The sequence below is a fragment of the Pantoea sp. App145 genome, from assembly GCF_047947045.1.
In the GTDB taxonomy this organism is placed as follows: Bacteria; Pseudomonadota; Gammaproteobacteria; order Enterobacterales; family Enterobacteriaceae; genus Pantoea.
Genome location: NZ_CP133291.1, coordinates 593,537 through 619,765, shown reverse-complemented (window position 1 = coordinate 619,765; position 26,229 = coordinate 593,537). Strand labels below are relative to the sequence as shown.

General features: G+C 55.4%; 26 protein-coding genes. 10 read left to right on the top strand and 16 right to left on the bottom strand.

The genetic code is table 11. The annotated features are described in order from the left end of the window. Positions 1–47: 47 nt before the first annotated feature. Entirely contained in the window at positions 48–1,064 is a 1,017-nt protein-coding gene (ahr, locus tag RCF31_RS22605) for an NADPH-dependent aldehyde reductase Ahr (protein ID WP_299450569.1), read from the bottom strand. Between the two features lie 106 nt (positions 1,065–1,170). Continuing rightward, positions 1,171–1,440 (bottom strand): hypothetical protein, encoded by a 270-nt coding sequence (locus tag RCF31_RS22600; RefSeq protein ID WP_084881206.1) that lies wholly within the window; start codon positions 1,438–1,440, stop codon positions 1,171–1,173. Between the two features lie 291 nt (positions 1,441–1,731). On the opposite strand from RCF31_RS22600, the gene RCF31_RS22595 reads away from it, so the two are divergent. From RCF31_RS22595 to RCF31_RS22585, 3 genes are all read left to right on the top strand, one after another. Beyond that, the gene (locus tag RCF31_RS22595) at positions 1,732–2,292 is read left to right on the top strand and encodes a DsbA family protein (protein ID WP_416413495.1); all 561 of its coding nucleotides are present in this window, start codon (positions 1,732–1,734) and stop codon (positions 2,290–2,292) included. Between the two features lie 114 nt (positions 2,293–2,406). Beyond that, positions 2,407–3,333, top strand: a complete 927-nt coding sequence (locus tag RCF31_RS22590; RefSeq protein ID WP_084880424.1) for an extracellular solute-binding protein — start codon at positions 2,407–2,409, stop codon at positions 3,331–3,333. Further along, on the top strand, positions 3,330–4,109 hold the full coding sequence (locus tag RCF31_RS22585) for a molybdate ABC transporter permease subunit (protein ID WP_313682906.1): 780 nt from the start codon (positions 3,330–3,332) through the stop codon (positions 4,107–4,109). Before RCF31_RS22590 ends, RCF31_RS22585 begins: the two co-directional genes overlap by 4 nt. 5 nt (positions 4,110–4,114) lie before the next feature. On the opposite strand, the gene RCF31_RS22580 is transcribed toward RCF31_RS22585, so the two are convergent. The 6 genes from RCF31_RS22580 to RCF31_RS22555 form a co-directional block, all read right to left on the bottom strand. Next, on the bottom strand, positions 4,115–4,504 hold the full coding sequence (locus RCF31_RS22580; RefSeq protein WP_416413494.1) for a response regulator transcription factor: 390 nt from the start codon (positions 4,502–4,504) through the stop codon (positions 4,115–4,117). Between the two features lie 280 nt (positions 4,505–4,784). Then, complete coding sequence (locus tag RCF31_RS22575; protein WP_416413493.1) at positions 4,785–5,561, bottom strand: ABC transporter ATP-binding protein; 777 nt, start codon at positions 5,559–5,561, stop codon at positions 4,785–4,787. Beyond that, on the bottom strand, positions 5,561–6,244 hold the full coding sequence (locus tag RCF31_RS22570) for an ABC transporter permease (RefSeq protein ID WP_416413492.1): 684 nt from the start codon (positions 6,242–6,244) through the stop codon (positions 5,561–5,563). The genes RCF31_RS22575 and RCF31_RS22570 overlap by 1 nt, the downstream gene beginning before the upstream one ends. Positions 6,245–6,253: 9 nt before the next feature. Next, positions 6,254–6,973, bottom strand: a complete 720-nt coding sequence (locus RCF31_RS22565) for an ABC transporter permease (protein WP_084880409.1) — start codon at positions 6,971–6,973, stop codon at positions 6,254–6,256. A gap of 12 nt (positions 6,974–6,985) precedes the next feature. Beyond that, entirely contained in the window at positions 6,986–7,834 is an 849-nt protein-coding gene (locus RCF31_RS22560; protein ID WP_299450553.1) for a transporter substrate-binding domain-containing protein, read from the bottom strand. Positions 7,835–7,850: 16 nt separating this feature from the next. Continuing rightward, positions 7,851–9,047 (bottom strand): M20 metallopeptidase family protein, encoded by a 1,197-nt coding sequence (locus RCF31_RS22555; RefSeq protein WP_299450550.1) that lies wholly within the window; start codon positions 9,045–9,047, stop codon positions 7,851–7,853. 410 nt (positions 9,048–9,457) lie between these two features. Between RCF31_RS22555 and RCF31_RS22550 the strand changes: the two genes are divergently transcribed. Next, a complete protein-coding gene (locus tag RCF31_RS22550) occupies positions 9,458–11,116 on the top strand; it encodes an inositol phosphate phosphatase SopB (protein WP_416413491.1) in 1,659 nt (552 codons plus the stop codon). Between the two features lie 6 nt (positions 11,117–11,122). Next, complete coding sequence (locus RCF31_RS22545) at positions 11,123–11,476, top strand: hypothetical protein (RefSeq protein WP_416413490.1); 354 nt, start codon at positions 11,123–11,125, stop codon at positions 11,474–11,476. Positions 11,477–11,586: 110 nt separating this feature from the next. Here RCF31_RS22545 and RCF31_RS22540 read toward each other — a convergent pair whose 3' ends face one another. Further along, positions 11,587–12,372, bottom strand: coding sequence for an AraC family transcriptional regulator (locus RCF31_RS22540; protein ID WP_299451120.1), 786 nt, complete (start codon positions 12,370–12,372; stop codon positions 11,587–11,589). Between the two features lie 158 nt (positions 12,373–12,530). Here RCF31_RS22540 and RCF31_RS22535 point away from each other — a divergent pair, with 158 nt between their 5' ends. The 4 genes from RCF31_RS22535 to RCF31_RS22520 are packed head-to-tail and all read left to right on the top strand — an operon-like array spanning position 12,531 to position 19,103. Continuing rightward, positions 12,531–14,660, top strand: a complete 2,130-nt coding sequence (locus RCF31_RS22535) for a TonB-dependent siderophore receptor (RefSeq protein ID WP_416413489.1) — start codon at positions 12,531–12,533, stop codon at positions 14,658–14,660. Continuing rightward, a complete protein-coding gene (locus RCF31_RS22530) occupies positions 14,654–15,523 on the top strand; it encodes an ABC transporter substrate-binding protein (protein ID WP_416413488.1) in 870 nt (289 codons plus the stop codon). The genes RCF31_RS22535 and RCF31_RS22530 overlap by 7 nt, the downstream gene beginning before the upstream one ends. Further along, positions 15,520–17,502: a Fe(3+)-hydroxamate ABC transporter permease FhuB gene (fhuB, locus tag RCF31_RS22525; protein ID WP_416413487.1), complete on the top strand. Its 1,983-nt coding sequence runs from the start codon at positions 15,520–15,522 to the stop codon at positions 17,500–17,502. Before RCF31_RS22530 ends, fhuB begins: the two co-directional genes overlap by 4 nt. A gap of 8 nt (positions 17,503–17,510) precedes the next feature. After that, positions 17,511–19,103 (top strand): cyclic peptide export ABC transporter, encoded by a 1,593-nt coding sequence (locus tag RCF31_RS22520; protein ID WP_416413486.1) that lies wholly within the window; start codon positions 17,511–17,513, stop codon positions 19,101–19,103. Here RCF31_RS22520 and RCF31_RS22515 read toward each other — a convergent pair. Continuing rightward, positions 19,093–19,782, bottom strand: a complete 690-nt coding sequence (locus RCF31_RS22515) for a DJ-1/PfpI family protein (protein WP_416413799.1) — start codon at positions 19,780–19,782, stop codon at positions 19,093–19,095. The two genes, RCF31_RS22520 and RCF31_RS22515, sit on opposite strands and share 11 nt — an antisense overlap. 242 nt (positions 19,783–20,024) lie before the next feature. Here RCF31_RS22515 and RCF31_RS22510 point away from each other — a divergent pair, with 242 nt between their 5' ends. Beyond that, positions 20,025–20,354, top strand: coding sequence for a helix-turn-helix domain-containing protein (locus RCF31_RS22510; RefSeq protein WP_416413485.1), 330 nt, complete (start codon positions 20,025–20,027; stop codon positions 20,352–20,354). A gap of 38 nt (positions 20,355–20,392) precedes the next feature. Here the strand turns inward: RCF31_RS22510 and RCF31_RS22505 are convergent, their stop codons facing one another. The 6 genes from RCF31_RS22505 to RCF31_RS22480 all read right to left on the bottom strand — a co-directional run bounded on the left by RCF31_RS22505 (position 20,393) and on the right by RCF31_RS22480 (position 26,163). Further along, entirely contained in the window at positions 20,393–21,919 is a 1,527-nt protein-coding gene (locus tag RCF31_RS22505) for a sodium:solute symporter family protein (protein WP_299450536.1), read from the bottom strand. After that, a complete protein-coding gene (locus RCF31_RS22500; RefSeq protein WP_416413484.1) occupies positions 21,916–22,185 on the bottom strand; it encodes a hypothetical protein in 270 nt (89 codons plus the stop codon). Before RCF31_RS22500 ends, RCF31_RS22505 begins: the two co-directional genes overlap by 4 nt. 88 nt (positions 22,186–22,273) lie before the next feature. Beyond that, entirely contained in the window at positions 22,274–23,212 is a 939-nt protein-coding gene (locus tag RCF31_RS22495; protein ID WP_416413483.1) for a phosphotransferase, read from the bottom strand. Beyond that, complete coding sequence (locus RCF31_RS22490) at positions 23,209–24,144, bottom strand: phosphotransferase (RefSeq protein WP_416413482.1); 936 nt, start codon at positions 24,142–24,144, stop codon at positions 23,209–23,211. Before RCF31_RS22490 ends, RCF31_RS22495 begins: the two co-directional genes overlap by 4 nt. After that, a complete protein-coding gene (locus tag RCF31_RS22485) occupies positions 24,141–25,427 on the bottom strand; it encodes a Zn-dependent hydrolase (RefSeq protein ID WP_416413481.1) in 1,287 nt (428 codons plus the stop codon). The genes RCF31_RS22490 and RCF31_RS22485 overlap by 4 nt, the downstream gene beginning before the upstream one ends. Beyond that, positions 25,366–26,163, bottom strand: coding sequence for a DeoR/GlpR family DNA-binding transcription regulator (locus RCF31_RS22480; protein WP_084880369.1), 798 nt, complete (start codon positions 26,161–26,163; stop codon positions 25,366–25,368). Before RCF31_RS22480 ends, RCF31_RS22485 begins: the two co-directional genes overlap by 62 nt. Positions 26,164–26,229: the final 66 nt, after the last annotated feature.

Below are 26,229 nucleotides of genomic sequence, written 5' to 3'. Positions count from 1 at the left end.
TAACTCACGGCGCGAGCCATCGCGCCGTGATCATTAAATACCCGGCGTCAGAAATCTGCCTTCAGCACCACGCGATAATGCGCTTTACCGGCACGGACATGATCGAGCGCGTCATTCACTTTCGACATTGGAAATTCTTCCACGGTCGGCGCGATATCAACGCGTGATGCCAGTTTCAGCAACGCACGCAGCTGACCCGGTGAACCGGTGGAAGAACCCGTAACCGCACGATCGCCAACAATCAGGCTAAATGCCGGAACTTCAAATGGCTTCATCACCGCACCCACGGTGTGGAACTTGCCCTGACGCGCCAGTGCCTGGTAATAGGGTTTCCAGTCGAGATCCACCGCCACGGTGCTGATAATCAAATCAAACTGTCCTGCCAGCGCATTCAGCGCCTCCGGGTCACGGCTGTTGACCACACGGTCAGCGCCCATCGCCAGAATCGATTCGGTTTTACCGGCAGACGAACTGAACGCGGTGACTTCCGCCCCCATCGCGCGCAACAGTTTGATCGCCATATGACCGAGGCCACCGATACCAATCACCCCAACGCGGCTGGTCGCGGTGATGTTGTTCATCAGCAACGGTTTAAACACCGTGATACCGCCACACAGCAACGGACCGGCAGTGGCAATATCAAGCGATTCCGGCAACGGGATCACCCATTGCCAGTTAGCGCGCAGATGGCTGGCGAATCCACCGTGGTTATTGATGGTGGAGACCTTACCGTTTTCGCAGTTGACCTGGTCACCGGTGATACAGGCATCACAGTGCTGGCAGCTTTTGGCTGTCCAGCCGATACCGACACGCTGGCCGAGACTCAGCCCTTTATTCTGTGCCGCGTCCCCCAGCGCCACCACGCGCCCAATCACTTCGTGACCGGCAATCAGCGGATAGGTTGAGCCGCCCCATTCATTATCAATCATCGACAGATCAGAGTGGCAGACGCCACAGTAATCTACCTCTACCTGCACATCCTCGGCAGCCAATGGACCGGCCTCGTATTCGTAAGGCACCAGCGCCTCACCCGCCTGCATGGCGGCATAGCTCGTAATTTTCATTGCTGTCCTCAGTGGTTGGTCTCTGACGACAGAAGTTTATCAAATCATGTCCCATTATTATGCTGAATAATCATACGATTATGTTAGCACCTGCTGCGAAGCAGCGTTAAAGCGGGTCATGATTAATCGGGCTACGAAAGGCGTTACGCGCCGCCTCAATCAACTGACTGGCTGTCACCGTCGGCGGCAGGTGCGTCAGCACTTTCATCGCCTGCCAGTAACATAGCACCATCTCTTCATCGCTCTCGTTTTCGGCCATTTCCCTTAACCGCCCACGCAGGGTCAACACATCCAGCGTCTGCTGCTCATCCACCATCTCCGCAATCGTTTGATTGATAACCTGATGGATGATTTTCCAGGAAATTTCGGCAAGCACAATTAACCTCTTTTTTATCTCTCTCAGCTCCGGGCAAATGAATAAAAAAGGCGCGGCGGCCGCAGCGCCTGAAACAATCAAAATGTAGGATAACTATAGTTGGTTATTTAGCTGGCAAAGGGCATCGCGCCTGACAATTTCGTAGCTCGCGGATCTGTAAACTGATTTTTATCTGGCACGGATTATGTCATCCGGGAATGGCTTTGTAACAAAAAAGCCTGAGCTTGTGCTGGTCGCCGCAGCAACGCTTTGTCAAAGTAGGAAAACTTTTTCTCTACACAGGGAGTCACGATGAGTCAGTCAACCGCATTGCATGCCGATCCACTGGTCTGGGGCCACGGCCCGAAGGTGTTTGAAGTGTTTCTCGAACCAACCTGCCCGTTTTCGGTGCGCGCATTTAATAAGTTCGATGCGTTATTAAACCTGGTCGGCGAAGAGAAGATGACGCTGAAAATCCGTTTGCAATCACAGCCGTGGCATATGTATTCCGGCCTGATTGTGCGCTACATTCTTGCCGCGTCTACCCTGCCCGCAGGCAAAGCCGCCGCCAAAGCGGTGCTGAAAGCAGTGGCCGATCACCGCGAAGAGTTCGAGTTCACCGATCACGCCCGCGGCCCCAATATGGATACCACGCCGAACCAGCTCCTCGATCGTCTGGAGCAATACAGCGGTGTCAATGCACGCGAGCCTTTTGACCGTGCCGAATTGCAGAATGAAATCAAATGGCATTGCAAATATTCACGCCAGAACGGTATCCACGTGTCACCCACCTTTATTGTCAATGGGCTGGTGCAGGGGGATATTGGCAGTGGTGATGAGATCGAATCCTGGGCAAAACGGATTCTTGCCTGACTCCCGAGGCCCGCGTCGTCGGGCCTTTCGCTATATTTCGCAATAGTTTACTCCTTGCTTCGTTATGCTTATCCTGTTAATCGTTATTTACCTAATTATATAGCGAGAAATGGAATGCAACATAAACTGCTTAGCGCGTTACTGCTCACCGCAGGCGCGAGTCTCAGTCTTAATGCCCTGGCAAATACTGACATCCGTGTGACCTATGCCGGTTCGATGGGCAAAGTCATGGACCAGGCGTTAGGTCCAGCGTTTGCTAAAGAAAATAACGGTAATTACCAGGGGCAAGGCCAGGGGGCTTACGGCATGGCTCGCCTGCTGGCGAGTAAGAAAATCACTGCCGATGTGTTTGTTTCCATCACCCCAGGGCCGATGCAGATCCTGAAAGATGCCGGACTGATCGATACCGCGGTGCCGGTTGCCAGCACCAGCATGGTGATCGCCTACAGTCCGAAAGGGAAATACGCGCAGCAGTTTGCTCAGGCCAAAGGCAGCGATGCCAGCTGGCTGAAAGTGCTGGCAACGCCAGGGCTGAAATTTGGCCGCACCGACCCAATTAACGATCCGAAAGGCCAGAACATTGTCTTTACCCTGCTGCTGGCTGAGAAGTATTACCACCAGCCGGGCATCGCCGAAAAAATCATGGGCGGGGTACAAAACCCGGCACAAACCCATCTGGAAGGTGGCCTGCTGGCGCGCCTTGAGAGTGGCCAGGTTGATGCTGCGGCCGGTTACGAAAGTGAAGTGATCTCCGCCCATCTGCCTTATATCGCGCTGCCGGATGAAATCAACCTGAGCAACCCGGATCAGGCAAAACAGTGGTATGACACGGTCAGTTTCCAGGTGAAAGACAGCAAAGGCGAGGAAAAAACCCTGCATACTCAACCGATGGTGTATTACGCTGCCGTGCTGAAAAACGCGCCAAACGGCACCGCTGCCGGTAAAGCCTTCGTTGACTTTATGCTGAGCCAGCCGGGCCAGGCGCTGTTGAAACAGAACGGCTATGCGGCACCGAAAGGTGGCGTGCTATACCAGCCATGAGAAAACGCCAGTCCACCGCGTTGTGGCTCTCACTTCCGGCCCTGTTGCTGCTGGCTGTCCCGTTCGTCACGCTGATTGGCGTGACGCACTGGCAACATCTGCGGCTGGCATGGGGCGATAGCCATGCCATCGCCACCTCCCTCGCGCTGGGAGGGGTGGCGCTGTTGCTGATTTTTCTCAGCGGATTACCGGTGGCCTGGTGGCTGTCACAGGCGCGGGGAAAAGCGCGCCTGATCGTGGAATTGCTGGTGTTGATCCCGCTGCTCACGCCACCGCTGGCGATGGGGATTTTGCTGGTGAGTGCCTATGGGCCTTACAGTCTGCCCGGCGAGTTACTGGGACGGTTCGGCATGACGCTGGTGAATAACCCGGCAGCCTTTGTGCTGGCGCAATGGTATGGCGCGTTGCCTTACTTTGTCACTGCCGCACGTTCCGCCTTCGCTGGCGTGCCGAAAGAAATTCTTGAAGCCGGTCGCACCCTCGGCGCACCTCCCTGGCAACGTTTCTGGCGATTGTCAGTGCCGCTGGCGGCACCGGGTCTGGCTTCTGCTACCGCCCTGGCCTGGGTACGTGCTATGGGCGAATTCGGTATCGTGATGATCTTTGCCTACTTCCCCCAGGGGATGCCGGTGCAACTCTACAACAACCTGCAAAATGACGGCGTTGACGCCGTGTATGTGCTGTTATGGCTATTGTTGTTGTTTACTTTACCGGTACCGCTGCTGTGCTTTGTCACCTCGCGCCGCTTGCAGCAGGGGAAAGTCGCACTGGTTTAAATTCGTTACCCCGAGTGCCAGCGCTCGACGCGCCGCGCACTCTCCTCCATCGCCTGTTTAATACTTTCCAGTAAAGGTTCCATATCGAGCGGTTTGATAAAAAAAGCAAAAGCATCCTGGCGATATTCTTCCGGTGTGCCCTGGTCGGCCATAATAATCACCGGCAACAATGGATGAAGTTGGTTATGTTCCGCCAGCCAGTTTTGCCCGCTAATATCCGGTAAGGGTACATCCAGCAGCAGACACCCCCGTAGCGGCCTGACATCCTGGGTGCCGGCCTCGAAATCAGCAAGATCGATAAAATCCCCCACCTGATAATCCAAAGCCCTCAACAGGAACCCAAGAGATTCGCTCACGGATACGTCGTCTTCCACTAACCAGACCGTCGCAATCATCAATTTACCCCGCAGCTAAAACGTCATGCGAGCGCTGATAATAGTCTGCGTACGGCCACATCTCCACCGGCGAAAATCAGCCATAAAGCCGCATTCCGTCGGGGATTTGTGTGAATAGCACCAGGTTAAAAAACAGCAGATCCTGCGAACGTCAGGCACATCGGGAGGATAATTATCTGACTCCAGCACTGGCGTGGTCTTGCTTTTTGCACCACACCAGTGCGAAATCAGATATTTCTAAGGCATCGTGTAAAATCTACTTACACTCAAGTGAGGCGGACTAGCTGTTGCGTTGCAAATGGCTGCTGACAAAGGCCTTACAGCGCGGCGAAATCGGGTCGCTGAACACCTGCTGTGGTGAGCCTGACTCTTCGATTTTACCCTGATGCAAAAACACCGCTTTATTGGAAACGTCGCGGGCAAAACCCATCTCGTGCGTCACGATAATCATGGTACGCCCCTCCTCCGCCAGCCCGCGGATCACGCGCAGCACTTCCCCCACCAGTTCCGGGTCCAGCGCCGAAGTCGGTTCATCGAACAGAATCGCCTTCGGCTGCTGCGCCAGCGCGCGGGCAATCGCCACACGTTGCTGTTGTCCGCCCGAAAGCTGTGACGGCCAGGCGTTGCGTTTTTCATACAAACCCACTTTATGCAACAGCGCTTCGGCCTCTTCCAGCGCCTCTTTATAGCTGCGCTTTTGTACATGCACCGGGGCTTCCATGATGTTCTGCAACACGGTTTTATGCGGCCACAGATTAAAGCTCTGGAACACAAAACCCAGCTGCATCCGCATCAGCTTGATGCGGTTACGCTGCTCGCGATTCAGCTTTTCATGCGGATTATCGATGGTGACCACTTCGTCACCTACCGCGATCTCGCCCCCCTGGGGAATTTCGAGGAACGGGATGCAGCGCAGCAGGGTACTTTTGCCCGAACCACTGGCACCGATCAGCGAAATCACATCGCCATCCTGTGCTGTCAGGCTGATGTCGTGCAGCACTTCATGGCCACCGTAACTTTTTCTGAGATGGCTCAGGGCGATAGTCGGTTTGCTCATTAACGTGCTCCAGCGTAATAAGGGGACAAACGGCGCTCCAGCAGCGCCACACCTTTGCTCACCAGCACGGTCAGCAGCAGGTAGATAATCGCCGCGCTGATAAATACCTCCAGCGCGCGGAAGGTCTCGGACACAATCGAATCGGCAATGCCGGTCATCTCCATCAGACTGATGGTGCTGACCAGCGACGTTGATTTAATCATCGAGATGATTTCATTGCTGTAGGCGGGTAACGCCTGACGCACGGCAATCGGCAACGTGATACGGCGCAGCGTGGTAAAGCGCGACATGCCGCACACCTTCGCCGCTTCCAGCGATTGCACGCTCACCGCATTCAGGCCGCCGCGCAGAATTTCCGAGGTGTACGCTGCATCATTAAGAATCAGGGCGATCAGGCCACACCAGTAAGGATCACGCAGCAGCGGCCAGAAGAGGCTCTCGCGCACCGCCGGTAAGCTGCCGAGTCCGTAATAGATCATGAAAATCTGAATCAACAGCGGCGTACCACGAAACAGCCAGACGTAAAAGCGTGCGACATAGCTGCCCACACGATTTTGTCGCAGCAAATTCAGCAACAACGCCAGCATGCCACCACCAAGTAATGACAGGACGGCAAGATTCAGCGTGAGCGGTAATCCGCGCAGCAGCGCCACCAGCGTGTGCTGCAAAAAGGAAAAATCCATCGGGCCTCCTTACAACCGGGCGCGTTGTTGCCCGCGCATGGCCACTTTTTCCACATAACGGAAGACAAAATCGGAACAGGTGGTGATGATCAGGTAAATCACCGCACCCACGCTGTAGAAGAAGAACGGCATTTGCGTTGAATTGGAGGCGGTAGAAATCTGGTTCATGGTTTCTACCAGGCCGGTCACTGAAACCAGCGCCGACTCCTTAATCACTGATTGCCACTGGTTCCCCATACCGGGTAACGCGGTTTTCAGTGCCTGCGGCACAATCATGCGGCGAAACAGCATCAAACGCCCCATGCCAGTCACAGTAGCAGCTTCCAGCGTCCCTTTCGGGATGGCGTGGTAAGCCCCACGGAACACGCCGCTTTGATAAGCTCCTGAGATCAGGCCAATGGCGATCGCCCCGGCGACAAAGCCGTTCACATCGAACGGCCCCGGTAAATCGAGCAGTGCGCCAAAGAAGCCCACCACCTGACGGCCACCAAAGTAAAACAGGTAGATCACCAACAGTTCCGGCACACCGCGAAACAAAGTGATGTAGCCACCCGCCAGCCGTTGTTGCCAGCGCGAGCCACCAATCTGCATCCAGCACAACAGGCTGCCAAGAATTGCGCCCAGCAGCCAGGCGCAGAGTGAAACGGTCACGGTGACGGTAGCGGCATTAAGCAGCACGCCGCCCCACCCTTCGTCACCGAATCCTAACAGTTGCCAGTCGATAGTCATAAGCGTCAGGCATTACTCCGCAGGTGCGACGTTCTCGCCGAACCACTTAATAGAAAGCTGTTTCAGCGTACCGTCTTTGATCATTGAGACCAGCGCAGCATCCAGCGCGGCTTTCAGCTCCGGATTGTTTTTACGCAGCGCAATCGCTGAACCCTGGCCCAGCACACCACCAACAAAACCATAGCCGGTGCTGTTCACGGTATCCGCATGTTTTTTCACATAGGCATTGAGGTTAGTACGTGACGCCATCACCGCATCAACGCGGCCATTCAGCAGATCGGCGAAGGTTTCAGGGCCACCCTGATAGGTGCGGATGGTCGCCACATCAGACAGATATTTGTTAAGGAAGTCAGCCTGGATGGTGGCAACCTGCACCGCAATGGTTTTGCCTTTGAACTTCGCTTTCAGCGCGTCGATGGCTTTGGTCATACCCGCTTCATCACCGGCCTGCACCACTTCGTTGTTACCTGGCAGGGTATCCAGCGCACTGCCTTTCAGGGTGACAAAGCCCGACACGCTGACAGTGTATTGATGGGTGAAATCCACTACTTCTTCACGCTTCGGCGTGACGGTTACCGCATCGACCACCGCATCGTATTTGCCATCCACCAGGCCGGGGATCATGCCTGACCATTTCTGTGCCACCAGCTCGTATTTGAAGCCAACGCGTTTTGCCAGTTCTGCCACCATATCCGGCTCATAACCGACAATTTTACCGCTTGGCGTGGATTGGTTGAACGGAGGATAAGCCGCTTCGGTGGCAAATTTCAGGGTGCCAAAATCTTTCGCCTGGACCAGAGCAGAAGTGGCAAGCAGCAGCATGCCAACGGAAGCGGTGAAAAGCCCTTTACGCATCATCATAAAACCTCAGGATTTGTTATTGATTGCTGGAGAGTAAATCGATGGCTAAACGGGCTAACGCCTGAGTGCCTGCATGGATACTGCGCTCGTCGGGCTGATAATCCGAGTTGTGCAGGTGATCGTCGCGTCCTGGCGCGCCGGAACCAATATGGATCTGGCATCCCGGTGCCCGTTCGGTAAACAGCGAGAAATCCTCAGCGCCAAAGCTGGCACTGGGTTTAGCGATAATCGCTTTACCGAACTGATGCGACAGGATGGTTTCCAGTTGGTCAATCAGCGCATCGTCATTCATCAGTGGTGGTACACCGCGCTGATAATTGACCTCGATACGCGTATTCAGCGCCAGCGCCACCCCCGCGCAAATACGTTTAAACGCCGTCTCGATATGTGCGCGTGCCGCCGGGGACTTCGCCCGCACCGTGCCCTGAATCAGGCAGCTATCAGAAATGATATTGTGCGTGGTGCCACCGTGGATATGGCCAACAGTCAGGACCGCCGAGTTAGCCGGATCGAGTTCACGGGAAACAATAGTTTGCAACTGGGTGATCAGATGCACCGCCGCAATGATCGGATCGGTACCCATATGCGGGCGTGCCGCATGGGTTGAGGTGCCGTGCACCACCAAATCAAACTCATCGCTGGAGGCCGTGCTGGCCCCGCGTGTCAGGCCGATTTCACCGGCCGCCAGTTCCGGCTTGTTATGCAGCGTAATCGCCAGATCGACGCCATCGGCCGCACCATCGGCGATCATCGCTTCCGCACCACTTTCCGGCGTTTCTTCCGCAGGCTGAAAAATCAGGCGTACCGTGCCATGCAGCTGGTCACGATAATGCGGCAGGATGGATGCCACGCCCAGCAACGTCGCGGTATGAATATCATGGCCGCAGGCATGCATTTTGCCCGGATAATTGCTGCTGAACGGCAACCCGGTTTGCTCGTGAATCGGCAGCGCATCCATATCGGCACGCAATAATACGGTTTTACCGGGATGAGCACCGACAATGTCCAGCATCACACCGGTTTTCCCTACGCCGGTTTTCGGCGTCAGGCCGAGAGCTAACAACTCCTGCTCAACGATTTTCGCGGTACGGTGAGTATCGAAACCCAGTTCAGGATGGGCGTGAATATCACGACGGATATTGATGAGATGTGCTTCCAGGCTTTCGCTTCTGGCACTGATTTCCCGGGCCAAAGTGGCTTGATGGTCTTTCATGGTTGCGGTGATCTTTTTCAGGCTTGCGCCCGGCCTTTATGGCATTTTTATGAAGAAAGTCTCCGTATTTATTCACAGCCCCAGGCAGAATGCAACGCGCAATCTCGCGGGTTACTTGCTGAATTTTCGTGATATTTTGCTAATCCCCTGCGAAAGCAGGATAAAAATCCATATGCGGGAAATGAAGCAGTCATAACATTCATAATCGACTGCGGATCATCAGTATTTCTGATTTTGTTACTGAACGAACGATTGCTGGATATTTAGGCAATCTGGCTGTTGTACCAAAACCATAAGCGTATGCGGTAATTCATAAAAGCCATTCACCTGATTCAGTAAACTGGGTTTATTTGATGCACGTTGTTAGTAAGACGGCTTCATAAATTTTGTTTTACTATCAGGAGATTAATGTGATTCGGGCTTCAATAGCACATGCAGAACTTAGAACATATGATTTGAACACAGAACAAATCCAGCCAAGTCGGGCCTCGCAGGATCCGCTGCCTTTTACCAGCGGTAATGCAGCAAACCCCTACCTTGCCACTCCAATCTGTCCAGAAGCGGGGGGTGATATTTCCCCGCCTGCCCGTTCGGTCAATGCGCTTTTAGCTTTCCAGACTGATCAATTGAAAATTGCAGAATTTGTCATGGATAAATTGAAACTCAATAAAAGCACGTTGCAATTGATGCCTGGGCTTTTAAAAACGACAGATTCAGGCATTGATATAGCCAATAAAGAACAAATAAACACCTCAAAAAAATTAAATGGCAAACTCATCGATAATATTTCAACTGCATTCAGTAATAAACATCGAGTGCCCCTGAAAGACGTTAAAAGCATCATAAAAAAAGAATTCAAAGCAGCGGCAATAAAAATACGTAACAGCAAGAACTGGGACAAAATAAACACAAATATTGCACACGGCGGCCATAATTATACCAGCACCCTGACTCCTGCCGGGAAAATGAAGACTGGCACCCATGATATCTTCCAGCAATCCTATCTGGATAAAGGTGTTTGCAGCGCATCCACTACTGATACCCAACACGCCACCAATTTATGGATGTCGGAAATTACGGCTCCCGATAAGAATGGTCGCCCTGAGACGTTATTTAACGGCATCCGCCACGGTATTCTCTCACCCTACGGATTGAAAAAGAGCGATCCTGCTCGTCAGGCCGGAGCCATCACTCGGGCAAAGGAAGTGTTAACTGCAGCTTTATATGCAAAACCAGATTTGTTACAGCGCGCACTCTCCGGCCAGGTAATTCCTTTGAACCTGGTTTCCACCTCACTCGCCACCGCAAGCAAGCCAGGAAAAGAGGATGGTATGGTCGCTGACCAAATGCATGCCTGGCAAGCATTGACCCAACAAACGCCTCTGAGTCTTACCATCAGGGATGAACAGGGCGAATTAAAACAGATAAAGGTCAATCTGAAGGTTGTTGCATTCAGTCTGGGGGTTAACGAAATGGCACTGAAGTTCAAACTGGGCTGGACTGCCTCAGATAAATATAATGATCAGGCACTGAAGCAACTATTTGGTCCTGAACTGAAATTCACTAAGCAACCTCAAGGTATGGTCGGCGAATATCTGAAAACCAACCCTGAGAATGGAGAAAAAGTACGGGAACTTAGCCAGCAGCTCAGGGATATCTTTATTAAAAAATCCCACCATCATGATGGAGGTGAGCCCTACAAGGCAGCACAACGCATCGCCATGCTGGCATATGAAATTGGTGCTGTACCGTGCTGGAACTGTAAAAGTGGCAAGGACAGAACAGGCATGCTGGATGCAGAAATCAAAAGGGAAATTATAAGTCAGCATCAGGGAAAACCCTTAAGTCAACCGGGTCGCCTGCAAAGTAAAGCAGATAAGGAATTATTTCAGAACGTCCTGGTTAATGGTGGTAATGCAGAGGTTCAGGTGTATAACACCAGTGTTGCAGGTAATAAAGTCATTAAGTCCTTACCTCTTCCCGGGATGAATCTGTCATTTAATGAGCGTATTGGAAACAACCAGGTATTGAAAGCAACACAAGGGCTATCAAAACTGGTTTGTAGCTGAGGAATTATGTCGAATATTATTTATAGTCTTTATGACGCTCTCGGGTTGGAAATAGACGGTGATGACCCGGTTTTAATCGTTGATGAGGAACTGACCATTTACTTCAATGAGTCAGACCATACGCTGGAGATGTGTTGTCCTGTTGGGCTATTGCCGAACACGGTAGATGATTTGCAAAGAGTCCTGCAACTTAACTATTCCAGCCCGGTGGTGCTGGCAACGGATGCCGATAAGACTGCGCTGTTAGCCCTGTTACGCCTTCCGGCAACCAGTGCTGCCGCAGAAGTAGAATCGGGACTCCACCAACTCATCAGCGTGTCCCGCATGCTATGTAAAAATGGCTTTTCCAACGCAGTATAGTTTTGAACGGGCGTTGAGAAACAGGGAAGATCAACGGGCGAAATTAGCACGGATACCATCGCCCGATGCCCCACTACAGGCGGGCATCGGTGATCATCAGGCTGGCGATTTCACCCTGAAATCCGCAAAAAACGCTGTGGCGTATCACCCAGCAAACGGCGGAACATGGAGATAAACGCGCTGGGACTTTGATAGCCGAGCTGGCTGGCAATGCGCAGTACCGGTTGTCCCTGTGCCAGTTGCACCAGCGCTTCTGATAATCGCAATTGCTGCCGCCATTGCGTAAAGGTAATACCGGTTTGATCGCGGAACAGACGCGCCAGGGTACGCGAGCTGGCCCCGACGCGATGGCCCCACTCTTCCAGCGTGTCACTACTGGCCGGAGTTTGCAGCAACTGCTGGCAAATGTTCATCAGACGACGATCGGCAGGTAACGGCAGCACACAGACCGGCCCCTCGGGTGCGCGATGGATTTCATCCAGCAGCAACGGTGTAATCAGTTCCACCCGCAGCGGATCGGGGTTAGATTGTTGTTCCATCTCCACCAGCGTCTGCATTAACGCCTGGAGCAAGGGCGAAATCATCATGCTGCGAGCTTCCGGCCAGAAGGCGCGAGCCACCACCGGTTCCAGATACAGACTCAGGCTACGAATATCGCTCAGTGCCGTTAACGCATGAGGTAAAGTCCCCGGCAGCCACAGCGCCCTGCCCGGTGTTAATGTCCATGATGCGCTGTGCGTCTGCACCCGCATCACCCCCTGCAAACAGAGCACCAGCTGCGCCACTTCATGGGCATGCCAGCGCTCCTCACGCCCCGCGTGATAATGCATTTCCCGCGTGGTTAATAAGGGTAAGGTCGGGCTGGCATCGGTTAGCCGTGGTTTGTTCAACACCATCACATCCAATCCTGTCAGATTGCCGATTGCTGTCCGCTTTGCGTTATTGAACCAATCAATCGCGCGAAGCCGCCAGCGCGGCGCTATCAAATAAAATAGTAATGATTATCATTTGTATCACTATTTAGGGCCGTTGGACTATATCGGGGATAAAAATCTTGCGTCATCGCACTTTTCAACGCACACCACTGAACGCCTTATTGCTGGTGCTGTTCAGCAGCACACCAGCATTGGCGGCAGATAACAATAATAATTCGCATGACAATACGCTGACCGTCACCGCCAATAACGTGGATACCGATGGCAGCGATGCCGACAGCTGGAACCAGGTGGCGAAAAAAGCGGATTCTGCCACCAAAAGCAGCCGCACGTTAATCGAAACGCCACAAAGCATCTCGGTGATCACTCAGGCGCAGATGGCTTCCCAGGGTGCACTGAACGTGGCCCAGGCGTTGCGTTATAACAGCGGCATCGGCTCCGAAGGCGGTGGCGCTGATTACCGCTTCGATGATATCTACATTCGTGGTTTCGCGGCTGACGAGTTCCTGGATGGCCTGCGTCTCCCTACGGTGACTTACTGGTCGCGTCCGAATTTCGATACTTTCCTGCTGGATCGCGTCGAAGTGGTTAAAGGCCCGGACTCGGTGACCTTTGGTCAGGCTAGCCCGGGCGGCGTGGTTAACCTGGTGAGCAAACGCCCCACTGCCGAACCTATCCACCAGATTTTTGTCAGCACCGGTAGCCATAATCTGTTTGAAACCGGGCTGGATCTCTCCGGCGCGCTGGATAATGACGAACACTGGCTGGGCCGTATTACCGGCACCTGGTCTCGCAACGACACCCAGGTCGATTACACCAAATATAAACACTATGATATCGCCCCGGCGCTGACCTGGCAGCCCAATGACGACACGCGTCTGACGCTGCTCGGGCAGTTCCGCAAAGATCCCTACGCCGGGTTTTATAACCAGCTGCCGCTGGAAGGCAGCTTAATCCACCTCGCACAGGGCAATTACTCCGACAGCTTCTACGGCGGCCAGCCGGGCTTTGATTACTATCGCCGCGAGCAGGCCAGCATCGGCTATGACTTTATGCATAAGTTCGATGACAGCTGGAGCCTGCACCAGAACCTGCGTTATCTGCACACCAGCAGCGATTACCAGATGGTCTACCCGACCAATACCGTGGTTGATGGCTCAGCGACGGTAAGCCGTGACAGCATGCGCGTGATCGAATCCTTCAATGCGTTTGATGTCGATACTAACCTGCAAGGCAATCTGTATTCCGGCCCGGTTAACCATGCGGTGACGGTGGGCATGGATTATGTGCACGACGATTTACGTCAGAACAGCGGCTACGGCACCGCGTCTGATATCAGCTATCTCAACCCGGATTACAGTACGCCGGTTGCAAGCCCGTCGATTGATAACCACAGTCGTTCCTTTATGACCCAGCTGGGTTTTTACCTCCAGGACAGCATGAAGTGGAACCACTGGATCCTCAATCTCGGCGGACGTTATGACAAAGCGCAAAGCCGCGCACAGAACTGGGTCACCGATACCCGCACCGAGCTGAACGACTACGCCACTACCGGTCGCGCCGGTCTGATGTACCACTTTGACAATGGTATTGCGCCATATATCAGCTATGGCACCTCGTTCCAGCCGCAGTCCGGCACCTCCTGGGCGGGCGATCCCTTTAAGCCGACCAAAGGCAAACAGTCGGAAGTGGGAATCAAGTATCAACCGAATGGCTTTAATGCGTTGTTCAGCGCTGCGCTCTACGACCTGCGTCAGACCAATGTCCTGACCGCCGACCCGGAGCATGCTAATTATTCGGTGCAAACCGGCGAGATCCGCTCTCAGGGATTCGAACTGGATGCGAAAGCGAACATCACGTCACGCTGGCTGGTCAATGCCTCGTACGCGCTGACCAACCCGAAAGTGATCTCGGCTAACGATGATACCGAGGGTAAACAGCCGGTAGCGATCGCCCGGCAGACTGCCAGCCTGTGGACCGAATACGCCTTACCGGGGATGCTTGATGGCGTCACCATCGGCGGTGGCGGACGCTACGTTGGTACCAACTACGCCACCACCGACAACAGCCTGAAAGTACCGGCGGTGATGATTTATGACGCGATGATGCGTTACCGCTGGCAAGACTGGCAGCTGGCGCTGAATCTGCAAAACCTGACCGATAAACAGTACATCAGCAACTGTAACGATCTCGGTTGCCACTTTGGCCTGCGGCGGCAATTGATCGCCACGGTGAGTTATCAGTGGTAATTAGCCGTCGGCAGGTAATCCAGGGCGCGCTGGCAGGCGCTGCCCTGTTTTCGTTTCCGTTGCTGGCCGCAACCCGGCCACGTTGGGTGATCCTCGACTGGGGATTAACCGAAATGGCGCTGCTGCTCGGCGTCACGCCGGTGGGTGTCGCCGCGCCAGATTGGTATCGCCGCTTGTTCAGCCAGCCGCCGTTGCCCTCCCAGGTGACCGATGTTGGCCTGTTGTTTCAACCCAACTATGAAACCCTGTTTGAACTGCACCCCAGCCAGTTGCTGGTCACCCCCGCACATCGTATGGCCGAAGCGCAGTTGTCACGCATCGCACCGTTGCATTACTTCCCAATTTATAGCCCCCATCCCTGGCAGCAGGCGCAGCAGAATTTGCGTGCTATGGCACAGCTGGCGGGAGAGGGTCCCCGGGCGGACCAGGTGATGACAACCCTGCTGCAACGGCTCGACCAGGCCCGGCAACGAGCCGCACAATTTCAGCCACGGCCCATCTACCTGCTGCATCCGCTGGATACGCTGCATGTGCTGGCGCTCGGCCCGGGGAGTTTGTTTAACGACATGCTGAGATTGCTGGGGCTGGATCATCGTCCCCCCTTCGCCGTCGGCCCACAGGGCATGGCAACGCTGGAGCTGGAACAACTGGCACAAATGCCGCCCGGCTGGCTGGTACTGTTGCCTTCCTGGCCGGAGGTGGACCTGACACCGGTCATTAACTCCCCGCTGTGGCAGACCCTGACGCGCGGTGGTCACCGGTTGCTGGTAATGCCCGATGGATTATCCACCGAGGGCGGTGTGCTGACGGCGGTACGTTTTGCCGAGAGCCTGGTCAGCGCGTTACAGGAGGCAAACGCATGATGACACGCCATCCTGCCCTGCTCTGTACCCTGCTGTTCGCCACAGCGATGCTCCTCAGCCTGCAACAACTCAGCCAGCAGCTGGCATGGCCAGATATCTGGCAGGTGCTGCACGGCTCAGCCAATCCCAGCCTGGCGCAGCAGATTTTTAGCCAGATGTGGTTACCGCGTCAGGGGATGGCGTTGCTGTGCGGGCTGGCGCTGGGTTTTACCGGGGTGGTGATGCAGCAGGCGCTGCGCAATCCACTGGCGGAGCCCTTGACACTGGGCATCGCTTCCGGTGCCACGCTGGCGCTGTCGCTCGCTTCCCTGGCTGGCCCGGCGTGGCTGCTGGCCGGACGTGAATGGATCGCGCTGAGCGGCGCATTGCTGGCCTTTGCCGTGGTGTTTCTGCTGAGTTTGCGTCAGGGTTTTACCCCGCTGGCACTGACGCTGGCGGGCATGCTGGTCAATCTGTACTGTGGCTCCGTCAATCTGCTGCTGACGATCATCTATGACCGTTCGCTGGCGGCGGTATTTATCTGGGGCGGTGGTGCCCTAACCCAGCAAAATGCCAGCCCGTTTTGGTGGCTCTTGCCGCGAGTGCTGCTGGCCGCCTTGCCGGTACTGCTGATCCTGCGGCCTCTGCGGCTGCTGGCGCTGGATGAGCGGGTAACCCATTCAATAGGCATGCCCGCCGGGCTGGTGCGGGGCATCGCACTGCTGTCAGCGCTGGTGATCAGCAGCCTGGTGATCAGCGTGGTCGGGGTGATTGGTTTTATTGGCCTCGCCGCCCCGCATCTTGCCATGCTGGCGGGCGCAAAACATCTGCGCCAGAAACTGATTTGGTCGCCGTTGCTGGCGGCCGGGTTGCTGTGGCTGACCGATCAGGGCGTCAGCCGTCTGAACGGCATCGGTGGTTTGCTGCTGCCAACCGGTATGATGACAGCGCTGGCGGGTGGACCGTTGCTGTTGTGGTTTTTACCCCGGCTGCGTCATATCTTTCAACCCGACGTCAGTGAACCTTCTCAGGCACCCTTTCCCACCCATCGCATAATCCTGCTGCCGGTGATCGCGCTGTTTTTTCTGCTGCTGGCGGTGTCGCTCGATTTTGCGCGTGGCATTCACGGCTGGCACTGGAACTCGCTGGCTGAACTCCATGCCCTGCTGCCGTTCCGTCTGCCACGTCTGCTGGCAGCACTGTCGGCAGGCGTGCTGCTGGCGGCGGCTGGCGTGATCATCCAGCGGGTCAGCCGTAACCCGATGGCCAGCCCGGAATTACTGGGCATTGGCGCTGGCGCCTCACTGGGTATCACCGTACAACTGTTGCTCTGGCCGCTGGGTGGCATCATGCTGATGCTGGCCAGTAGCGCCATCGGCGCGTTGCTGACGCTGGCGCTCACGCTGTGGCAGGCGCGCCATTACGCTCTCAATCCGCAACGCATGTTATTAAGTGGCCTGGCTATCACCGCGCTGTTTCAGTCAGTCGCCGCTATCGTAATGAGCAACAACGGCATGGCGGCAGCGATGCTGCGTCAGCTGATGACCGGTTCAACCTACTACGTCAATGCCAGTACCGCGGCAATTGCGCTGATGCTGGCGCTGCTGTTGCTGGCGCTGACCCCGCTATTGCGCCGCGCATTGCTGCTGTTACCGCTGCATAAGGTATCGTCCTCACTGGGACTTAACGTCACACAGGCGCGCCTGCTGCTGATGGTGCTGGCGGCGGCGATGACCGGCGTGGCAACGTTGATCGTCGGCCCTTTGTCCTTTATCGGCCTGCTTGGGCCACAGCTGGCCCGGCAGCTGGGCGCACGACGTCCGCTCGGGCAACTGATACTGGCGGTGCTGATTGCAGCAGTGCTGATGATGCTGGCTGACTGGGCAGGCAGCAATCTACTTTATCCACGACAAATTCCGGCCGGACTGATGGCAACGCTGATCGGCGGCCCGTGGCTGGCGCTACTGCTGTGGCGTCCGTTGAATAGTACAAACTCATAGGAGATGAGGTGGCGATTTACCTGATGTTACTGCGCACCACCGGTGCGCTATTTTTTGTGGCGCTGGGCTGTAGCGTAGTGGGCGGTTTAAGTAACGCGGCGCTGCTGGCCTTAATCAACCAGGGGCTGAACGCCACGGATGCGCAGCGCCTGCAACTGGCGTGGCAATTTGGTCTGCTGGCGCTGCTGATGCTCGGCACGCGAACGCTCAGTCAGTCGCTGTTTATGGCGATGGGCCAGCGCAGTAAAGCCCAGCTGCGACGCATGCTGGTGCAGCAGGTGGCGGATGCGCGCTATGCCGATCTGGAGCTGCACGGCATGCCGCGCGCACTCAGCATCCTGACCCAGGACCTGGATCAGGTAGTGATCTTTTTCGTTTCGCTCCCGGCTTTTGTCATGTCGCTGGCGGTAATCATGGGCTGCATGGCCTATCTGGGTTATCTGTCTGTCACCGTGATGGGGATTGCGATTGTTACCGTGCTGATTGGCTCCCTCGGCTACAGCTGGGTGCATCGCCGCGCGTTGCAACTGATGCGCCAGTCGCGCCAGCGGGAAGAAACCCTGACCGGCGATGTCAACGCGCTATTCAGCGGGGCCAAGGAGTTACGACTGCACGCCGCGCGCAAGCAGGCGTTTCTGCATAATCGATTGTTCACCACTATTGAGAAAGTACGCGTCGAGCGCACGCGCGGTTATGTGTTGTATTCCCTGGCGAATATCTGGGCCAGCGTTTTTTTCTTCGCGTTTATCGGTGTGGTGATGTTTCTGCTGACCCGCGTGCTGGACTTGCACGGTGCGGTGTTGTCGGGTTTCGCCATGGTGTTTCTTTATATGATTGTGCCGATTGAAAGCGCGCTATCCACCCTGCCCTCGCTGACCATGACCCAGGTTGCCCTAAAGCGCATCAATGCGATGCAGCTGCAATTGCCGCCCGAGCAAACCCACATCGACGCCGCCCCGCAGGAATTTCAGCGACTGGAGCTACGCGATCTGACCTACCATCATGGCGCAGCGCAGGGTTTTCAGGTCGGACCGATTTCGTTGCAGTTTACCGCGGGTGAACTGGTGTATCTCACCGGCGGTAATGGCAGCGGCAAAACCACACTGGCCCGGCTGATTACCGGCTTATATCAACCTGATGGTGGCGAGTTGCTGCTGGATGGTGTTGCCATCACCGATGCCAGCCGCGCGCGCTATCGGCAGTTGTTCTCGGCGGTATTCAACGATTTCCACCTGTTCGACGATCTGCAGGGGATTGATGCCGCACGCTGGAATGATGAAGCACAACAGCTACTGGAAGCCTTGCAGCTTAACCACAAAGTCACGTTACAGAATGGGGTGTTCTCCACGCTGGCGCTTTCTACCGGACAGCGCAAACGGCTGGCGTTGCTGGTAGCGTGGCTGGAAGATCGGCCATTTTATCTGTTTGACGAATGGGCAGCCGATCAGGACCCGGCGTTTCGCGAGGTGTTTTATCACCAGCTGCTGCCCGCGCTGAAAGCGCGTGGCAAAACCGTGCTGGTGATAACCCATGACGATCGCTATTTTCACCTCGCCGATCGCTGCCTGAAGCTGGAGCTGGGCCAGCTACTTAACGCTTAAGCCGCCCGGCCGCTTTTTCGCTCGCCACCCGACGGCGGGCGATAAATTCCGCGATCTGCTGCTGCGCTTCAGTGAGTCTCTCTGCTGAAGCGCTGCGCGGTGAACCGCTGTGGAACGGCGGGGCCGGGTCGTACTCCATCTGCAACTGAATATTTTCCGCCGCTGCCCGGCCCAGCAATTCTTCCGCCACCGTCAGCGCAAAATCGATGCCGGAAGTCACCCCGGCACCGGTGATGCGGTTACGGTCGCGCACCACCCGCTCCTGCACCGGCGCTGCCCCAAACAAGCTCAATTGATCGAGCGATCCCCAATGGGAAGTGGCGCGATAACCCTGCAACAATCCCGCCGCACCCAGCACCAGCGAACCGGTACAGACCGAGGTCACCCACTGCGCCTGTTCCGCCATGCGCCGCACAAAATCCAGCGTTTCGTCATCTTCCATCAGCGCAATTTGGCCCGGACCACCGGGGATACAGATCAGATCCAGCGGTGGGCAATCCGCAAACGTCGCCGTCGGCATGATGGCTAAACCCCGGTCGGACATCACCGGCTGGCGATCTTTCCACACCAGGTAGTTATTAACGCCAGGCATCCGCACGAAGACTTCCCACGGACCGGTCAGGTCGAGTTGCGTCAGAGAGGGGAAAAGCAGCAGACCAATATTGAAAGGGGTGGACATCGCCATTATCAGCTCCTGTTGGGAATCATCGACTTATCATGGACTTATTTGGGGGAAGATGCATCTGGTCCAGGTTCACTAAATTTAAATTAATCTCATATAACTATAATACTCAGTATCATAGTTCTTATAAGCAAAAGAAGTGAAGAGAGTTTAAGGCCACTCTGTAAAGCACATTCTGTAGCGGCGCGATTCAGTGCGAGTACGTAAACGTATAGGGAAAATGGGAGAGGTTAAGTGTGATGGTGAATCATCTTAAAGACTTGCAGGAAATTGCTCACGATTTCAACGAAATCGGCGTGGTTTCTGATGACCTGGTAAAACATATCGATGCCCGCGTCCAACTGCGAGAACTTCGTGCCAGTCTGCCAGTTGTTCAGGATATGAATGGCGAAGAAATACGCTCCTTACGTGACCGTTTCCACTTAAGCCAGGCCATGCTGGCGTTGTACGTGAATATGTCAGTTGTGACCATTTCAAAATGGGAACGAGGTGAGAAAAAACCCAATGGTGCAGCGCTTCGCGTACTCAATACCATTGCGATAAAGGGTCCGGATGTCTTCGCTATCTGATTAAAAGCCCCAATAAATGGGGCTTTTTTACATCCGCGTTAATTCAGCACCGGTTTTCCCAGTGGCTGCGTGGGGCGCTCCGCCAGCGCAAACAACGCTTCAACTCGTGCTTTCTCTTTGGCATCCACCGGCACCAGTACGCCGCAGGCGACAAACACCAGCAGGTTACCTGCCAGACCGACAATACCGCTGGTCAGCGAGCCGAGAGCCGGAATGTCATCAGGGAAGAAAACCGTCAGCACGATGGCAATGATAATGCCGGTCATCATGCCGAGCAGTGCGCCCTGCTTATTGCCAAAGCGACTGAAAATGCCAAAGAACAGCGGCACCGCCAGCTGGATAATCCCCTGGTAAGAAATCTGTGCCAGCAACTGCAAACGTGAATAGTTAAAAGTGAAATACGCCAGCAGCGCTGCCGCGACAATAAACACCACCATGCCCGATTTCGCCAGCACCGTTAACTGACGATCGCTGCGCGGTTTGTTCCAGGTGGCAAGGTCATTGGCGAATTGCGTGCCGCATACCTGCACACATCCATCGACATGGCCGATGCTCGCCGCCAGCACAATCACCAACGCTAACGCCAGCAGCCACGGGCCACCCTGATCAAACAAGGCGGTGAAGAAACCGTTCTGTGGGTTGGCCTGTACATTCGGATCCTGGCTGACCGCCGTAGCAAACAACATCAGAATGGCGTAGAAACCGCCCACCAGCAGAATGGTCAGTAACGTGCCCTTCTTCACCGCCTTGATACCGCTGGCGGTGTAGATACGCTGGAAGCTCATCGGCCAGCACATCGACCCCACCACGCCGGTGAAAATCAGGCTGAACATATACCACGAACCGTAATGCGAACCTTCGGCACCCGGAATCTGTAACATGGCTGGCGGCAGCGACGATAGCTGGCCGAAGCTGTGATCGCCGTTGAACAACAGCACCACACACACCAGCGCGCCCAGGCCGTAAGCGATAATACCCTGGTACATATCGGTCATGATTAACCCGCGCATCCCCATGCTCACCGTCCAGTACTGGCGTACCAGAATCAGCAGTACCCCCGCGATCAGGCAGGTGGTGACGCCCCAGCGACCAAAGCTGGCAAATTCCACCAGCAATGCCAGTGCCTGAATGCCCATCACTACCCACGGAAACACGCAGATGATGCCAATGATCGATGCCACACGTTTCACAGCCGGGCTGTTGTAGCGCATCCCCAGCAAATCGGGCTGCGTGGTCAGGTTAAAGTGCTGACCCCATTTCCAGGCGCGGCGTGCCATCAGATACATCGCAGTGACGCCGAGCGTGGAGTACACCGCGCCGTAGAAGCCAATCACGCCGCTGACAGAGAGCGCAAAAAACGCGGTAAAGGTCGCCCCCGGCCACCAGGAGTTGGTGTAACTCATGGCGATATACCAGGGACCGTAAGAGCGCCCGCCGACCGCATAGTCAGAGAACGAGGTGCTTTTACGGTTGGTGGCATAGAGTACGGCAATCATGATCGCCAGAAATAAACCGATCATGCCAAAGGTAATTAAATAATGCGGTTCTGCGGCGCTAATTTTCATGATACTTCCTCATCCGCGGGAATTTCGCCAAATGCACATTCAGCGAGATACATCACCCATAATCCGACGCCAAGAAATACCGCAATAGCCAGCCAGTAAATAATCGGCAACGGAATACCCAGAAATAACGCCCCACTACCACTGACACTTAAATATAACGGTGGACAGAGCGCCAGCAGTAATAAAGCCAGCAGATAGATGGCAAAGATTTTATTTTTAATACGAATGCGATCGCGCAATTGTTGCGCCATGATCATGGTACTCATAACCCCCTCCGGAATTTAGAATGATGGTGTTCGCACTCCTTTACCTGCTGTCAGACAGCCTTTCCCCTGTGGTGTAATTCGATAAAACTTACAATGCGCGTAACCAGTTTTCCCAGTCGGGATGATTTAATACACTGCGGGCGCGCAATTCTTTCCAGCGACCATATTTCGAGAAATCAAAATCAATATCCGCTACCTGATGTTGAATAATCGCCCAGGTTGACCACTTCATATCCGCCAGATATTTGTGGATCTGTACACGGGCAAATATCGCGTTATCCACTTTACCGAAATAATCCTCCAGCAATTCAAGTTCAATTTGTGGTGTAAAAAACATTTCGCCAAACCATAACGCCAGTTCATAACACCGGTCATTATTCGAGGCATACTCGAAATCAACCAGACGAATTTCATCACTGGCATTCAGCATAAAATTCCCCGCCAGCGTGTCATTCATGCAGGGCACGCTATCCAGTCCCGCCGCTTCCAGCGCCTGCTGCGCACGTTGCGCCTGCTTATGCAGCCAGACGGCATCCGCCGAAAAGGGAGCTTTAAGCCCCTGTACCTGTTCAATATGTTCATTCAGCATATCGAACACGGTTTTGTTCTCGGTCAGTCGCGGCTGGTCATTAAAGCTTTTCAGCGCATGCAACGCACGGTGGCGAATAGCCGGTTGTTGAAAATCGAGGTTGGATGAAGCACGCCAGCCGTCAATAAACTCGAATATCTCCACGCCTAACTCGCGCAAATAAGCCACCACCGGCACGCCATAACCGGTTTGTGCCGCCTTGACGCTGGCCTCGTGTGCGGTGTCTCGATTTATAAACCGCTCGGTGCCTTCACCGGGAATTTTGACGAAGTAAGCCGTGGGCGCGCCAGCAACCGCCACATGCCAGTTCGCGTTCGAGATTCCCCCGTGTACCGGGCGATAGTGGATGGTTTTGTTTTGCCAGCCAGGCATCGCAGCAATCGCCTGCTCAAGACGCTGCTCCTGCCAGCTTTCGGCTTGTCCGGGTTGTTTACTCATCGGGATTGCTCCGCTGTCAGGGTTAACCAACGTTCGAATCGGGGATCGCGCGCGCTCTGACGGCAGCGCAGCAACATCCACTGGCCGAGCTTGGCGAACTCCAGCCCGCGCGCGCTGGTGTGGCCGTTCAGCATTCCCCACAACGTCCAGTGGTAATCATCCACCAGCGCGTACAGGCGGCAGCGCGCCACATCAGCTTCGCTGCATTCACCGCGCCAGGCGCGGATCGCATCGCGCCAGCGATCGTCAGTGGGTAATTGTTCATGAATTAAGGTGGCGATATCGTGCCAGGCATCCCCCTGCGCGGCGTAATCGAAATCCAGCAAACGCCAGTCACCCTTGCTGTTGACCATCCAGTTGCTGGCAATCGGGTCGCCGTGAATCAGCACCGGCGTAAATGGCGCAGCCAGCAGCGCCTGCCAGGCCAGATCCACGCATTCACCGAGCCATACCATCTCTTGCGGCAAGGCAATGTTCGCCTGCCCGATTTGCTGGCGCAGTCGCAGCATGTCCTGCTGACGCGTACGCTGTGGCAGCGGTAACGCGGCATCGTGTAATCGGTCAAGGGTGCGTGTCAGGGCGTCGAACTGTGCCGGGTCGCTAAAGCTGGCCAGTTTGGCCCAGCGAAAATCGGCATCCAGCGCCGCGAAGATCAGCACCCCAGCCTGTTCATCGGCATGACACAACGCAGGGGCAATACCCAGCTCACCGGCCTGGCGACTGATTTCAGCACTACGGCGGACATCCAGCAGCGTGCGTTGATCGTCGTATAACACTTTGGCGTAAAAGTGCTGCCCGGCGCTCTCCAGCCGGAATCCTGCCCACTCCGTCGCCAGACGATGTGGTGATGCCACCCCGGCGCAACCCGGTTCGACAACAAAGCGCTGGCCGGGTTGCCACGCTTCCAGAACCTGTTCTAAGCGCGTCATCATGCGGTTTCCTCCGGAACGGGTTGCAGGATGAGATCACTCAAAAGCGCCATCAGCAGATCCAACCCACGATGCAGATCCTCAGTGGCGGTAAATTCACGTTCGTTATGGGATAACCCGCCCGCACTCGGCACAAACAGCAGCGCGCTGGGGCAGTGATAACTCAGGCTGATAGCATCATGCCCGGCGACACTACGCAGCGGCATGGCGCTCAGGCCAAGGCGATCTGCCTGCTGTAGCGCGCGTTGTACCAGCCCGGCATCCAGCTGTTGCCGGGCACGGAATTGCGCCCGATCGAGGCTGACATCAGTAGAAGTAGCCTGAGCAATCGATTGCATCTGCTGGCTGAAGCTGTCGCGTAATTGATGCAACAAAGCCTCATCAGCAGAGCGAAATTCGATGTACACCGTGGCTTCAGACGTCACCACGTTGGGAGAATTAGGGGTGGTTTCGAGACGCCCCACCGAGGTGTGCAGAATTTCTCCGTGACGATCGGCCTCAGCACGCACCGCAACAATGGTCTGTGCCGCCGCCAGCAACGCATCGCGACGGCGACTCATCAATGCCGGGCCGGTATGGTTTTGCTCACCGCGAAACGTCACCTGCCATTTCAGTGCCGCCCAGGTTTCTGTCACCACGCCAATTTGTTTGCCCTGAAGCTCAAGGTGCGGCCCCTGCTCCACATGCAGTTCGAGGTAAGCGCGCAACGGCAAGGCGGGTAACGTTTCACCACGATAGCCAATTTCTGCCAGCGCGGTAGCCAGCGTAATGCCATCAGCATCGGTACAGGCCAGCGCCTCATCCAGCGTTACCGCTTTAGTGAAGACCGAGCTGCCAATCAGGCTCGGCTGAAAACGCGCGCCTTCTTCATTGGTCCAGTTGACCACCGCCAGGTTGCATTGCGCATCAGCGGGATGGTCCCGCAACTGTCGCGCCAGTGCGGCAAGCGTGGCGGCTGCACCGGTGACGCCGTAAGCACCATCGAAACGACCACCGAGCGGCTGGCTGTCGAGATGCGATCCACATAGCAGCCAGGGGGCTTCCGGGCGCAGCGTCATCAGACCAAAAATATTACCGATTTCATCAATCTTTACGTCAAAACCCTGTTGGGTCAGCCAGGTACAAAAGGCATCGCGCACCTGTTGATCTTCGGCGCTGGCCGTCAGACGATGCAAACCGCCTGCTGCCGTGGCACCAATGCGGCTACTGGTGGCAAACAGCGCATCAAATGCCTGATAGTCGCGTGAGGTCATCCGCGGCAGTGCCGGGATGGAGGATGTTGACATGTGCGTTCTCCAGACTCGCTACAAAAGCTGCCGGTGGCGGCGCATTGGTCACTAAGGTATCGACCGCGCTGAACGGCAGCGTATTAACAAAGGTACGCAGTCCAAATTTGCCTTCATCCGCCAGAATCACACTCTGGCGGCAATGCGTGCTCAGCACGCGCCGTAATAACGCCTCCGGCTCCTCGTAGTCCATAAAGCCGTTGTCCCGATCCACCGCGCCAATACCCATAAAGGCGATGTCGTAGTGAAACTGCCGGGCAAAATCCAGCGTATGGGGGCCAATCAGTGCGTTATCGTTTCGCCGGACGCGCCCTGGTGTTAGCGTCACAGCATTCTCGCTCTGCTGCGTCAGCAGCGTGGCAATATCCAGTGAATTAGTAATAATCTTCAGTCGCGCAAAACGCGTCAGCTGCTGCGCCAGCGCCAGTGTCGAAGTGCCGGTATCGAGGAACAATGCCATCCCCTCCTCAACCAGTTCACTCGCCAGTTGCCCCATACGCACTTTGGCGCGTGGTTTGATGCGGCTGCGAATTTGCAGCGGCTGCTCTTCGCTGGGTACGGGCAAAATTGCGCCACCGTGCACCCGACGCAGCACTCCCTGCTCTTCCAGATACTTTAAATCGCGGCGGATGGTCTCTTCCGATACCACAAACTTCTGCGCCAGTTCGGTGACGCGCACACGTTTATCGTGACTCAGTACCCGTTTGATCTCATCGAGTCGCGGCTGATTGATCATACTTACCCTTCTGTTTCTGCGGGGAAAACCGCAGTATACCTGTACCCTGGCGTGGTTTTGCGCGAT